General features: G+C 73.5%; 10 protein-coding genes. 5 read left to right on the forward strand and 5 right to left on the reverse strand.

Annotated elements, in window-relative coordinates:
• Positions 1-3 precede the first annotated feature (3 nt).
• Together ACH4D3_RS14450 and serC are read right to left on the reverse strand one after the other, a co-directional pair.
• Entirely contained in the window at positions 4-1,203 is a 1,200-nt protein-coding gene (locus ACH4D3_RS14450; RefSeq protein ID WP_398321398.1) for a methyltransferase, read from the reverse strand.
• Positions 1,204-1,394: 191 nt separating this feature from the next.
• A complete protein-coding gene (gene serC, locus ACH4D3_RS14455; RefSeq protein WP_398321401.1) occupies positions 1,395-2,513 on the reverse strand; it encodes a phosphoserine transaminase in 1,119 nt (372 codons plus the stop codon).
• A 110-nt stretch (positions 2,514-2,623) separates the two neighbouring features.
• Between serC and ACH4D3_RS14460 the strand changes: the two genes are divergently transcribed.
• On the forward strand, positions 2,624-5,509 hold the full coding sequence (locus tag ACH4D3_RS14460) for an FAD-binding and (Fe-S)-binding domain-containing protein (protein WP_398321404.1): 2,886 nt from the start codon (positions 2,624-2,626) through the stop codon (positions 5,507-5,509).
• Between the two features lie 18 nt (positions 5,510-5,527).
• On the opposite strand, the gene ACH4D3_RS14465 is transcribed toward ACH4D3_RS14460, so the two are convergent.
• Positions 5,528-6,694, reverse strand: a complete 1,167-nt coding sequence (locus tag ACH4D3_RS14465) for an alpha/beta hydrolase family protein (RefSeq protein WP_398321407.1) — start codon at positions 6,692-6,694, stop codon at positions 5,528-5,530.
• Positions 6,695-6,908: 214 nt separating this feature from the next.
• Positions 6,909-7,718 carry a hypothetical protein gene (locus tag ACH4D3_RS14470; RefSeq protein ID WP_398321410.1) on the reverse strand — a complete coding sequence of 270 codons (810 nt, stop codon included), beginning with the start codon at positions 7,716-7,718 and terminating at the stop codon, positions 6,909-6,911.
• A 224-nt stretch (positions 7,719-7,942) separates the two neighbouring features.
• Here ACH4D3_RS14470 and ACH4D3_RS14475 point away from each other — a divergent pair, with 224 nt between their 5' ends.
• The 3 genes from ACH4D3_RS14475 to ACH4D3_RS14485 all read left to right on the forward strand — a co-directional run bounded on the left by ACH4D3_RS14475 (position 7,943) and on the right by ACH4D3_RS14485 (position 11,471).
• Positions 7,943-9,553 carry an FG-GAP-like repeat-containing protein gene (locus ACH4D3_RS14475; RefSeq protein WP_398321413.1) on the forward strand — a complete coding sequence of 537 codons (1,611 nt, stop codon included), beginning with the start codon at positions 7,943-7,945 and terminating at the stop codon, positions 9,551-9,553.
• A gap of 126 nt (positions 9,554-9,679) precedes the next feature.
• Positions 9,680-10,843 (forward strand): serine hydrolase domain-containing protein, encoded by a 1,164-nt coding sequence (locus ACH4D3_RS14480; RefSeq protein WP_398321416.1) that lies wholly within the window; start codon positions 9,680-9,682, stop codon positions 10,841-10,843.
• Between the two features lie 100 nt (positions 10,844-10,943).
• Positions 10,944-11,471: a DinB family protein gene (locus ACH4D3_RS14485; protein WP_398321419.1), complete on the forward strand. Its 528-nt coding sequence runs from the start codon at positions 10,944-10,946 to the stop codon at positions 11,469-11,471.
• Positions 11,472-11,480: 9 nt separating this feature from the next.
• Here the strand turns inward: ACH4D3_RS14485 and ACH4D3_RS14490 are convergent, their stop codons facing one another.
• The gene (locus tag ACH4D3_RS14490; RefSeq protein ID WP_398321422.1) at positions 11,481-11,933 is read right to left on the reverse strand and encodes an NUDIX hydrolase; all 453 of its coding nucleotides are present in this window, start codon (positions 11,931-11,933) and stop codon (positions 11,481-11,483) included.
• A 196-nt stretch (positions 11,934-12,129) separates the two neighbouring features.
• On the opposite strand from ACH4D3_RS14490, the gene ACH4D3_RS14495 reads away from it, so the two are divergent.
• Positions 12,130-13,107, forward strand: a complete 978-nt coding sequence (locus ACH4D3_RS14495) for an EamA family transporter (RefSeq protein WP_398321425.1) — start codon at positions 12,130-12,132, stop codon at positions 13,105-13,107.
• Positions 13,108-13,124: the final 17 nt, after the last annotated feature.

Raw genomic sequence — 13,124 nt, forward strand, 5'->3', positions numbered from 1 at the left:
CCGTCAGGCCGGGCGGTGTGCGACCGCCTTGAAGAAGGTGTAGCAGAACACTCCGTCGGGTTCAGCCGTGCGCCGTAGGGCGGCGATGCCCGCGTCGAAGGTGTCCGGGTCGATCAGCCCCGCCGCGACGGCGGGCTCTCGGACACCGGAGACCATCGCGGTGAAGGTGCGTCTGGTGAAGCTGTCGGCGAGGTCCGGCCGGCTGCCGTCGACGTAGACGGTGCGCGGGGTGACGCTGATGTCCGACCAGTCCGCCTCGTGCAGCAGGGGGAAGAGCCGCCGCCCGATGAGGGCGTCGCCGCCGGCGTGGCGTTGCAGCGTCACCTGGCACGCGATGGCCGCGCGCGCGGCCTCGTCGTCCGGATGGAAATACGTTGAGCCGTGATCGCCCTCGACGACGGTGATCGTGCCGCCGGGCCGGACGAGGCGGCGCAGCCGTCGCAGCGCGTCGGCCGGAGCGGGCAGGTGCTCAAGCAGGAAGCACACGAAGACGTGGTCGAAGGACGCCTCGGCGAAGTCGCCTTCCGGTTCGGGGAGCGCGAACACGTCCTTCTCGACGAACTCGACATTCGCCAGACCGGCGGCGGCGACGCGGCGCGAGGCCGACTTCAGCGAGTCGGGGGCGACGTCGGCGGACACGAAGTGCGCGTGCGGGCTCTGTGCGGCCAGGGTGGTCGTCTGAGCACCCACGCCGCACCCCATCTCCAGGACCCGTTCGCCGGGCCGGAAGCCGGTGTCTCCGTGCAACAGCTCGGCGAGGGCGTCCGCCTGGTCCGCGAGACGTGTGCTCTCCTCGGAGCGGTAGCCGTGCACGTACTGCTCGAACATGGTCATGGTCTCGATCACCTTCATCAACTGGTCCGGCTCCGCACTCTCGAGCGCGGCCCGGAGTCGGTCGCGGAGTTGGCTTCGCCGTCGGAGGTCCTCCTCGACGTCGTCGAGGTGGGCGCGCAGTGTCGCTGCCGGGTCCGGGTCCTCGTGCGCCAGCAACGCGGCGATCTGCCGGAGCCCCAGGCCGGTCCGGCGCAGGGCCGTCGCCCGGTAGAGACGCGTGACGTGCGCGGGGCCGTAACGGCGGTGGCCGCTCGGCGTCCGCTCGGGAGACACCACGCCCAACGCGTCCCAGTGCCGCAACACCCGCACCGACACCCCGGTCGCCAGCGCCAGCTCGCCGACCGTCCACCACGCCGTCCCGTCGTCCACGGCGGCAACGCTAGGTCCTCACACCATGTCAGTTTCAAGAGCGGGTGCGGCAACACGATTCAAGGCATGCGGCAGGGCAGGGCGCGGGTCCCGTCCTTCGGGGAGCAGGCCACCAGGGCGAGGGAGAGAAACGTGGAGCGCCCGGCGGGGGATCCGCCGGGCGCCCAAGGTCGTTGTACGACGAGACGCGGCTACAGCTTCTCGATCACGTAGTCCACGCACTTCGTCAGCGCCTCGACGTCCGCCGGGTCGATCGCCGGGAACATCGCGACGCGGAGCTGGTTGCGGCCGAGCTTGCGGTACGGCTCGGTGTCGACGACGCCGTTGGCGCGCAGCACCTTGGCGACGGCGGCCGCGTCGATGTCGTCGGAGAAGTCGATCGTGCCGATGACCTGCGAGCGCTGGGCCGGGTCCGAGACGAACGGGGTGGCGTACTTGGACTCGTCGGCCCACGTGTACAGGCGGGACGAGGAGTCCTTGGTGCGAGCCGTGGTGAAGTCCAGGCCGCCCTGGCCGTTCATCCAGTCCAGCTGCTCGCCGAGGAGGAACAGGGTGGCCAGCGCCGGGGTGTTGTACGTCTGGTTCTTGCGGGAGTTGTCGATCGCCGTCGGCAGCGAGAAGAACTCCGGGACGTGGCGGCCGGACGCGTGGACGCGCTCGGCGCGCTCGATCGCGGCCGGGGAGAATACGCCGATCCACAGGCCGCCGTCGGAGGCGAAGGACTTCTGCGGGGCGAAGTAGTAGACGTCGGTCTCGGTGATGTCCACCGGGAGGCCGCCCGCGCCGGACGTCGCGTCGACCAGGACGAGGGCGCCCTCGTCGGCACCGGCCACGCGCTTGATCGGCATGGCGACACCGGTCGACGTCTCGTTGTGCGTGAGGCCGTACACGTCCACGCCGGCCTCGGCGCGCGCCTCGGGGTGGGTGCCGGGGTCGGCGGAGACGACGGTCGGCTCGGCCAGCCACGGGGCGAGCTTCGCGGCCTTGGCGAACTTGGAGGAGAACTCGCCGAAGCTCAGGTGCTGCGACTTGTTCTCGATCAGGCCGTGCGTCGCGACGTCCCAGAACGCGGTGGAGCCGCCGTTGCCGAGGATGACCTCGTAGCCGTCGGGGAGCCGGAACAGGTCGCGGATGCCCTCACGGACCTTGCCGACCAGGTTCTTGACGGGCGCCTGGCGGTGGGAGGTGCCGAGCAGGGACGTACCGGTGGCGGCCAGGGCGTCCAGCGCCTCCACCCGCACCTTGGAGGGACCCGCGCCGAAACGACCGTCCGCGGGCTTCATGTCAGCAGGAATCTGGATCTCAGCCACGAGCCGGAGGGTATCGCCTCGGCCAAACCGGACGAAGACATGTCCGTCCGATGAGACGAGATCTCCGCCGTGCGGACCTGTGCGGAGCTACGAGAGCCCATGCTGGAGGCATGACCGATCTGGAGGCAGCACTGCGCAGGGCCGTCCGCGGCGAGGTCGGGTTCGACACCACGTCCCGGGCGCTGACCACCATGGACGCGTCGAACTACCGGCGGGTCCCGCTCGGTGTCGTGGCCCCGAGGGACGCCGACGACGTGGCGGCCGTACTGGAGGTGTGCCGGGAGCGCGGGGTGCCGGTCGTGGCGCGGGGCGGCGGTACGTCGATCGCCGGGCAGGCGACGGGTACGGGGGTGGTGCTGGACTTCACCCGGCACATGAACCGGCTGGTCGGGATCGACCCGCAGGCGCGTACCGCCGTCGTCCAGCCGGGGTTGGTCCTCGACCGTCTCCAGGACGCCGCCGCGCCGCACGGGCTGCGTTTCGGGCCCGACCCCTCCACCCACAGCCGCTGCACGCTCGGCGGCATGATCGGCAACAACTCCTGCGGCTCCCACTCGGTGGCCTGGGGCACGACGGCGGACAGCGTGCGCGAGCTGACCGTGCTCACCGCGCGGGGGCGGCGGCTGCGGCTCGGGCGGGAGTGGGCAGGGGCGCCGGAGGGCCTGCGCGATCTGGTGGACGGCGACCTGGCCCGCCTGCGCACCGGCTTCCCCGACCTCCCCCGCCGCATCTCCGGCTACGCGCTGGACGCCCTGCTGCCGGAGAACGGCGCGGACGTGGCCCGGTCCTTCTGCGGCTCGGAGGGCACGCTCGGCGTGCTGACCGAGGCGGTCGTCCGGCTGGTCGAGTCGCCCCGCGCGCGTGCGCTGGCCGTGCTGGGCTACGCCGACGAGGCCGGGGCGGCGGAGGCGGCGGCCGGGCTGCTGCCGCTGGGCCCGCTGACGGTGGAGGGCATGGCGGTCGACCTGGTGCCGTCCACGGAGGGACTGCCGAGGGGCGGTGCCTGGCTGTTCGTGGAGACCGGCGGCGACACGGAGGCGGAGGCGCGGGCGCGTGCGGAGGCGGTCGTACGGGCGGCGGACGTCGTCGACGCGCTGGTGGTGACCGACCCGGCCGGGCAGCGGACGCTGTGGCGGATCAGGGAGGACGCGAGTGGTACGGCGACGCGGATGCCGGACGGCTCGGAGGCGTGGCCGGGGTGGGAGGACTGCGCGGTGCCGCCGGCCCGGCTGGGCGGCTATCTGCGGGACTTCCGGCGGCTGCTCACCGCCCACGAGCTGCGCGGCACGCCGTACGGGCACTTCGGCGACGGCTGCATCCACGTACGCATCGACTTCGACCTGCTGACGGAGGCAGGGGTGGCCCGCTTCCGCCGCTTCTCGGAGGAGCTGGCTGACGTGGTCGTGGCGCACGGGGGTTCGCTGTCCGGGGAGCACGGGGACGGGCAGGCGCGCGCGGAGCTGCTGCCGAGGATGTACGGGGAGGAGACGGTGGCGCTCTTCGAGCGGGCCAAGGCCGTCTGGGACCCGGACGACCTCCTCAACCCCGGCATGCTGGTCCGCCCGGCGCCGCTCGACACCAACCTGCGCTTCTCCGTCCTGCCGCGCGAGCCGGTGGACGTGGAGTTCGGCTACCCGGCCGACGGCGGCGACTTCTCGGCGGCGGTGCGCCGCTGCGTCGGCGTCGCCAAGTGCCGTACGACGTCGGTGTCCGGGGCGGGCGTGATGTGCCCGTCGTTCCGGGCGACGGGGGACGAGGCGCACTCCACGCGCGGGCGGGCCCGGCTGCTGCACGAGATGCTCGCCGGGGAGTTGGTGACGGACGGCTGGCGGTCGACGGAGGTCCGCGACGCCCTCGACCTGTGCCTGTCCTGCAAGGGCTGCCGCTCCGACTGCCCGGTCGAGGTCGACATGGCCACGTACAAGGCGGAGTTCCTGCACCACCACTACGAGGGGCGCCGTCGGCCCGCCGCCCACTACGCGATGGGGTGGCTGCCGGTGTGGCTGCGCTGGGCGGCGCGGACGCGGACTGCGCCGGTACTCAACGCGCTCGCGTCGGTGCGGCCGTTGGCCGCGGTGGCGAAGCGGCTGGGCGGGATCGCGGGGGAGCGGGAGGTGCCGCGGCTGGCGGGGGAGACGTTCAGCAGGTGGTGGCGGGGGCGGGGCGGACCGGTCGGGGGTGGGGACCTGGTCGTCCTGTGGCCGGACACCTTCACCGAGCACCTCTCGCCCTCCGTCGGCCGGGCGGCCGTACGGGTGCTGGAGGCGGCGGGGCTGCGGGTGGTGCTGCCGCCGACGCTGCGGGAGCGCGGGGTGGTCGGGGACGGTACGTCGAGGTCGGCCCTGGCGCTGCTGACGGCCCGCCGGGGACAGGTGTGCTGCGGCCTGACGTACGTCTCGACGGGCCAACTGGACCGGGCCCGCGCGGTGATGCGCCGCACGCTGGACCTGATGGCCCCGGTGCTGGAGACCTCCGTGCCGGTCGTCGTCCTGGAGCCGAGCTGTGCCGCCGCCCTGCGCACGGACCTGCCCGAGCTGCTGCACGACGACCCGCGCGCGGCCCGCCTCGCGGCGCGGGTGCTCACCTTCGCGGAGGCGCTGGAGCGTCACGCCCCCGACTGGACCCCGCCGGCCGTGAACCGTCCGGTCACCGGTCAGACCCACTGCCACCAGCACGCGGTTCTGGGCGACGCGGCCGACCGGCGCCTGCGCGAGTCGGCGGGCCTGACCGGTGAGCTGAGCGGCGGCTGCTGCGGCCTCGCGGGCAACTTCGGCTTCGAGGACGGCCACTACGAGGTGTCGGCCGCGTGCGCCGAGGACCAGCTCCTGCCCGCGGTGCGCGAGGCCCCGGACGGCGCGGTGGTCCTGGCGGACGGGTTCTCCTGCCGGACCCAGCTGGAGCAGCTGGCGGGGGTGCGGGGGCGGCACCTGGCGGAGGTGCTGGCGGAGGGGCTGGCGGAAGGGCTGGCGGAGGGGCTGGCTGAGGGCCTGGAATGACGGTCCCGTCGGGGTCCGCTACGGCCGGTGGTGGAATCCGACCTCGGGGTAGGAGGACGTGGGGCCGAGGAGGAGGGGCTGGGCGATTCCCCGGAGGTGGAGGTCGAAGAAGGCGCCGACGTAGTCGCGGGTGATGTACCAGCCCCGCTCGCCCGAGAGCGGCACCTCCGGATCGGGCAGCCCCAGCTGCTCCGCCAGCCACGGGATGTCGGTGAAGGAGAAGTGCCCGGCCCCCGCCACGCTCAGCCAGCGTTTCCAGCCGTGCAGGCGGTCGTAGGTGGCGGCCCAGTCGCTGGCGGTGTTGCCGGGACCGTGGATGGACTCGGCCCCGATCATCATGAACGGACGCCCGCCGATGCGGTGTCCCGCGTCCGGCACGAAGAAGCCCCCGTCCATGTTGACCCCCGCCCGTACCCGGCGGTCGGCCGCCATCGTGGCCATGGCGGCCGCTCCGCCCATCGAATGCCCGGCGGCGCCGATACGGCCCGGGTCGATCATGCGTGCCAGTGCCCCCGCTCTCCGGCGGTCGGTCAGCTCGTCGATCACGAAGGAGAGGTCCGCCGCCCGGCCCCGCACGACCGTCGCCTCGTCGACGTCGACGCCGACACGGTCGCAGGCCACGCACGGCGGTACCCGGCCCCCGGGGAACTCCGTCCCGACGGACTCGTAGGCGTGGTCCACGGCGGCGACGACGTAACCGCGGGCGGCCAGTTCCCCGGCGAGCGCGGTGAGCGTGGTGCGCGACACGGAGAAGCCGGGGGACAGCAGCACGAGGGGGAAGCGACCCGGCGCAGGGGGCGCGTCGGCCTGCGCGTGGGTACGCGTCCCCGCGACCGTCGCGGCCGGTACGACCCCGGCCAACCCCTTGAGTTCCAGGAGCCGCTGCGCCTCCCTCTCGGTCATGTACGCCGCCGCCGGGCGTCCGCCGGACGAGCGTGCCGGGTAGGACACGGACACCATCAGCTCCCTGCCCCGCGCCGCCGGCACCCAGGGGTCGCCGCGGTGCCGGTCGACGAGGTGCAGGGTGCGGCGGCCGACGGGGCGGGGGCCGGTGGGCGAGGGCAACTCCAGCACGCCGGCGGGTGCCGACGACGCGGGGGCGGCCCCCAGGAGGGGGACGGACACGGCTCCCGCGAGCAGTGCGGTCAGGACGGTCCTGCGTGAGGTGCGTGATCTGCCGGTCATGCGGACGACGTTAGGTGTCCGGGTGCGTTCAACGCGTCGGAGCAGGGGGGTACTCGGGCGTACGACCGGAGTCTGACGACCGGCGGCGCGATGGCACCGTGGGATCGGTTCGGGCCCCGGAGCCGGAGTTGGCGGCCGTGCGGGGGAGGAGACCGTACGCGTGGGCGAGCGGTTCCGCTGTGAAGACCAAGTTGAACTGCGCCGGACGAAAGGCTTACCCAACGAGGAAGTCGATCATCTGGTACGGGACCATGAACAAGCCGAGGCCGAGGAGCGGCACCCCGATGGCCAGGGGGCCGGAGATCCGCGCAGCGAAGTGTCGGCCCGGCGCCACGGGCGCGGCCCGGGTAGGACGCAGCGGGTCGAAGACAACCGCGAGCCGGGTGTAGTCGCCGCCGTAGTGGCGCGACGGCAGGCCCGGAAGGATCTCCCGCTCTACACCCTGCAGATCGACGTAGGCGAAGTGGCTCCTGCTCTCGAACCCCCGGGCATGCCTCGCCATGACGGAGACGCCGCGGCGGTTCAGCACGGTCCAGTCGTACCACCAGGTCATACCCAAGGACAGCAGGAACCCCCCGGAACCGAGGGGCAGGACACCGATGCCCCACAGCATCGCCCGCCCTATGTCGTCCACGGCCACGAAGACCGCCAGGCCGACGAGGTAGAGCAACGCCGACACCGCTATGAGGAGGCGGCTCCTCCACCTGCCGGCGTGCGCCGGGGGCCTCGCCGCAGGTGGGACATTCCCGAGCACCTCAACGAGTTGCTCCCCGTCCCGCACGGGCGCCCCCGGCATCCGCCGCGGCAACGCCTCGTTGACCGTGCGCGCGAACTGGTCCGCCGCCCTTGGGGCACCGCCCTCCAGCCGGTATACCGTCGGGGGCGTGCCTGGACTCGCGGTCAGGACAACCTCGACCGCCCCTTCCGGTCCCACGCCGAGCCGGATCTCTTCGATCGCGGTGAGTGGTATCCGGCGTTGCGATCCGTCCTGCGTCAGCCGGACCGCCGTGCCCTCCAGCCACACGCTCCCGTCCCGCCCGCGCACCGCGACGGACGCAACGGATCGTCCTGATGTCTGGTCCATGACCCCCCTCGATCACGTGTGCGCACAGTACTGCAAGGCGCCGGAGACGGGGCCCCGGAGCCTACCCCGCGTTGTTGGCGGCGAGTTCGCACCTGCTTGCCGTCGGGCGTCGGCCCGTCCGAGGCGTCGGAACCGCGTGCCGCGAGTAGCGCGTGATCGTCCGTATGAACGGTTCGGGAGATCAGGTGGAGGCGGCGTCGCGGTGGCGGGGCGGTAGGCGGCCGTGGGTGGTCGGGGGCGGCGCGGCCCTGGTCGCCATGGCGGTTGCCGCGGGTCTGGTGATCGCCGACGACGGGCCCGCCGACATCGCCGCGCCGTACGGCTGCGGGACCGGCGGCGCTCACGGCACCGCGGCCGCCTCCCCCGCGTCGGACCGGCCCGCGTCGGACCGGCCCGCGTCGGACCGGCCCGCGTCGGACCGGCCCGCGTCGGACGGCGCCGCCGACTTCGACGGGGACGGGCACCCCGACCTGGCGTTCGGCTCGATGGGGGACGTGCCGGGCGGGTACGGCGGGGGGAGCATCGAGGTCGTGTACGGGGCGGGGGACGGGACCGGGATCGACCGTTGCCAGTACCTGACGCAGGCCGACGCCGGGATACCGGGCAAGAACCGGGACGAGTCGTTCTTCGGGACGGACGTGGTGGCGCGGGACCTGGACGGGGACGGATACACCGATCTCGCCGCATCCGTCTTCGACTGGGAGCGGAGCGTGATCATCATGTGGGGGTCCGAGGACGGGCTCTCGCGTGCTGTCCGGGTGCCGGGGACGGACGGCAGCCACGTCCCCTGGGGCGAGGACCCGATCCTGGACGAGCAGCTCGCCGCCGGTGACTTCGACGGGGACGGGCACCCCGACCTGGTCTTCGGGCTCGGCTCCGACAAGGGCCTGCTCAAGGGGCCCTTCGGGCGGGACGGCACCCCCGCCGGGACGGGCCGCGTCCCGGCTCCGCGCCGCCCCGCCCCGGACGTCGAGGGCGCGAACTACGACGACCTCCTCGCCGGGGACCTCGACGGCGACGGCGTGGACGACCTGGTGAGCATCCACGACGCCGACACCGGAGGCGAAGTGCCCTGGCGGGACCGGACCCAGCCGGTGAGCTACCTGCGCGGCGGCCGGGACGGCTTCACGCAGCCCGGGGACGTCCGGCTCCCCGGCGCGGGCGAGGGGGCGATCGGCGACGTGGACGGCGACGGCGTCGACGACCTGGTGCTCAGTCCCCGAGGCGGCGACGCGAGCCGCAGCTCGGTGACGGTGGTGTACGGGTCGGAGGGCGGCCCGGGGAAGCGGAGGACGACCGTCGACCGGGACACCCCCGGCGTGCCCGGCGACGAACCCCAGGACGAGGACGCCGTCTTCACCGGCCTGGACACCGGGGACGTCAACGGCGACGGGTACGCGGACGTGGTGGCCGGGGCTCCCCGGTGGGACGTGTACGGGGAACCGGGGCCCGAGCAGGTGCTGTTCCTGGCGGGCGGGCCGGACGGGCTCAGCGGTGCGGGCGCCCGGCTGTTCGACGGGGACGACCTCGGGGCCGCGCCGGACGGGGCGGCGGACTTCGGCGCCGCCGTGGGCCTCACCGACCTGGACGGCGACGGCCGGGCCGACCTCGTGGTGACCGCGCCGGGCGGCGACACGGCCGAGGGCGTCGTGTACCTGCTTCGGGGCACGGCGAAGGGGCCCTCCACCGAGGGCGTCAGCCGGCTGCTCGCGCGCACCTTCGACGACACCAGGGGGCTGGACATGCTGATGGGCGGCGGAGAGATCGCCCGCTGAACCAGGGGGATAACCCCCCGGCAGCCCTTGGGGACAGCGCATCGGAGGGTCTGGGGGCAGCCGGATGGGCCGGCCTGCCCTCCGCTGGTGCAATGGTCGCCGACCACCTCAGGGGAGGGAGCCGTCATGCACGGGTTGAGAAGGCGCCGGAGGGACTTGCTCGTCCTGACCGGTCTGGCCGCGGTCGTCCTCGCCGCGTCGACCGCACCCACCGCGGCGGCGGGGGCGCCGCGCCCGGCCGATCCGCTCCAGCGGCAGGTGGAGGCGATCCACGACACCGGGGCCGTGGGTGTGCAGGCCGAGGTGAACTCACGGGGCGCCCGTGACAGCGCGTACGCCGGGACGGCCGCGGCGGGCACCGGCAGGCCGATGCCGCGGGACGGCAGGTTCCGGATCGGCAGTGCCACCAAGACCTTCACCGCCGCGGTGGTGCTGCAACTCGTCGGCGAGGGGCGGATGTCCCTGGAGGACACCGTCGAACGGTGGCTGCCGGGAGTGGTCCGCGGCAACGGCAATGACGGCCGCCGGATCACCGTGCGACAACTGTTGCAGCACACCAGCGGTGTCCCCGACGTGGTCCCGGAGATACCCGCGCTGCGGAGCCCCGAGGGCTACCGGGCGGAGCGGTTCCGCACCTACAGTCCGACGGAGCTGGTGGGCACGGCGATGCGGCACGCCCCCAACTTCCCGCCGGGCGAAGGCTGGTCGTACTCCAACACGAACTACACGCTCGCCGCGATGATCATCCACCGGGTCACCGGCCGCAGTTGGGCACGGGAGGTGACGGACCGGATCATCCGGCCCCTGCACCTGAGGGACACCGGTACGCCGGGTGCCTTCCCGTTCATCCGGGGGCGGCACGCCCAGGGGTACACCGCGTTCGGCACCGGCACCGGCGCGGGCACCGAGGTCACGGAGCTGAACTCGACGATGGCCGTCGGCTCCGGCTCGGTCATCAGCACCGTCCATGACCTGAACCGGTTCTACGCCGCGCTGCTCGGCGGCCGCCTGCTGGCTCCGGCGCAGCTCGCCGAGATGACGCGCACCGTGGCGGCGCCCGAGCTGGGCGTGCGGTACGGACTCGGTCTCGCCGAGATCCCGTTGCCCTGCGGCGGCAGCTGGTTCGGTCACCGGGGCGAACTGCTCGGCTACGTCACCTGGGCCGGCGCCACCCGCGACGGGGCCCGGAGCGCGGCGGTGTACATCAACAGCGACGGTGGCCGGGGCACCCAGCAGGCCATGACCGGACTCGTGGGTCGGGAACTGTGCCGTCCCTCTGCCGCCGGCTGACGATATAGGACACGATCAGGCCTAGATCGCTCCTAATGTGGTCCTCGTTCGACGGAGCAAGAGCAAGGCGGAGCAAGACCACCGGAAGGCGGAGACCCCCATGACCACCACCGAGCCCCTCACCGGCGAGCGTGCCGACCTGCTGGAGACACTGGCCAAGCACCGGCACTTCCTGCGCTTCACCACCCGTGACCTCACCGACGAGCAGGCCGGGCTGCGGACCACCGTGAGCGAGCTGTGTCTGGGCGGCCTGATCAAGCACACGACCGCCGCCGAGCGGAACTGGACCGGCTTCATCGTGAACGGCCCGTCCGCGATGGGCGACTTCGCGACCATGACCGAGGCCGACTGGGCGCGGCGGGCCGACGAGTTCAAGATGCTGCCGGGCGAGACGCTGGCCGGTGTGCTGGACGACTACGCCGAGGTGGCCCGCCGGACCGAGGAGCTGATCGCCACGCTGCCCGACCTGGGGGCCGCCCACCCGTTGCCGAAGGCGCCGTGGTTCGAGGCCGACACCGAGTGGTCGGCGCGCCGGGTGCTGATGCACGTGATCGCCGAGACCGCCCAGCACGCCGGCCACGCCGACATCATCCGAGAGGCCCTGGACGGCGCCAAGAGTATGGGATGACCGGCCCGGTCAGGGTGCCGTTTCGCCCCGTACCAGCGGACGGCAGACCGGTTGGGCGTCCTCGGGCAGTTCGTCCGGGCGGCACCAGCGGGCCTCCAGGATCTCGAAGGGGTCGAGGCGCAGCTCGCCGCCCAGCAGCCGGGCCTCGTAGGCCACTTCCAGGCGGGTGCGCAGGCCGCTGTTGAGCATGATCAGCCGGCCCGCCTCCACGTCGAGCCCGGTCTCCTCCCTGACCTCCCGGACGACGGTCTGCCGGAAGTCCTCGCCCTTGTGCGCGAAGCCGCTCGGCAGACCCCACTGGCGGCCCGGCGCCCACAGCCGGTGCTTCAGCATCAGGACCCGCCCCTCGTCGTCCCGCACGACGCCGGTCACGCCGACCACGAACTTGGCGTTCACCAGCCACATCAGGCGGCTCTGGACGGGGCGCAGCAGGCGCCACAGGCGGGTCAGGAGTCGTCTCACCCGGTGGACGCTACCCGCTCGGTGCGGGGCCGGGCAGGGGTGGTCCCGGCCCGCCTGGCGGACGTGCGTTGACAGCCGGACACCCCGGCCCCGACAGTTGCGTAAAAGTGCTACGTGCCTGACATGGTCCATTACTGTGGACCGCGCAGTGCAGTACGCTGAACGACGTCCGTCCGCACACCGTCCCGGAGCCTCCGTGAGTACCCCCAGCGCCACCCCCGGCACCTCGTCCCCGGCCGCCGCGCCCGCCGCCGCGCCCGCCGTCGGTCACGCGTCCGTGCCGGACGGTGCGCCGGGCGGACGGTTCGGTGCCCTCGGCCCCGTCGGCCTGGTCCTCGCCGGTGGCATCTCCGTGCAGTTCGGTGCCGCGCTGGCGGTGAGCCTGATGCCGCGGGCCGGGGCGCTCGGCGTGGTGACCCTGCGGCTGGCCGTGGCCGCCGTCGTCATGCTCCTGGTCTGCCGCCCCCGGCTGCGCGGCCACTCCCGGGCCGACTGGGGCACGGTCGTCGTCTTCGGCATCGCCATGGCCGCCATGAACGGCCTCTTCTACCAGGCCGTCGACCGCATCCCGCTCGGCCCCGCCGTCACCCTGGAGGTGCTCGGCCCGCTCGCCCTGTCCGTCTTCGCCTCCCGCCGTGCGGTCAACCTGCTCTGGGCCGCGCTCGCCCTGGCCGGCGTCTTCCTGCTGGGCGGCGGCGGCTTCGGCGGCCTCGACCCGGCCGGTGCCGCCTTCGCCCTCGCGGCGGGCGTGATGTGGGCGGCGTACATCGTCTTCAGCGCCCGCACCGGACGCCGTTTCCCGCAGGCCGACGGGCTGGCGCTGGCGATGGCGGTCGGCGCGCTGCTGTTCCTGCCGCTCGGCATCGTGGAGTCGGGGTCGAAGCTGATCGACCCGGTGACGCTCGCGCTGGGCGCCGGGGTCGCCCTGCTCTCCTCCGTCCTGCCCTACACCCTCGAACTCCTCGCGCTGCGCCGCCTTCCCGCGCCGACCTTCGCGATCCTCATGAGCCTGGAGCCGGCCATCGCCGCGGCGGCCGGTTTCCTCATCCTCGACCAGGCCCTGACCGCCACCCAGTCCGCCGCCATCGCCCTGGTCATCGCGGCCAGCATGGGCGCGGTACGGACCCAGGTGGGGCGGCGGCGGACGAAGGCGCCGGTCCCCGAGCTGCCGTGACCCGCGCCGGTGACGCC

Source organism: Streptomyces sp. NPDC018026 (assembly GCF_044327745.1).
In the GTDB taxonomy this organism is placed as follows: Bacteria; Actinomycetota; Actinomycetes; order Streptomycetales; family Streptomycetaceae; genus Streptomyces; species Streptomyces rubrogriseus.

Coding starts and splice junctions, on each gene's coding strand:
- ACH4D3_RS14460 (WP_398321404.1), top strand. CDS start 2,624: ATGACCGATCTGGAGGCAGCACTGCGCAGGGCCGTCCGCGGCGAGGTC.
- ACH4D3_RS14465 (WP_398321407.1), bottom strand. CDS start 6,694: ATGACCGGCAGATCACGCACCTCACGCAGGACCGTCCTGACCGCACTG.
- ACH4D3_RS14475 (WP_398321413.1), top strand. CDS start 7,943: ATGAACGGTTCGGGAGATCAGGTGGAGGCGGCGTCGCGGTGGCGGGGC.
- ACH4D3_RS14480 (WP_398321416.1), top strand. CDS start 9,680: ATGCACGGGTTGAGAAGGCGCCGGAGGGACTTGCTCGTCCTGACCGGT.
- ACH4D3_RS14485 (WP_398321419.1), top strand. CDS start 10,944: ATGACCACCACCGAGCCCCTCACCGGCGAGCGTGCCGACCTGCTGGAG.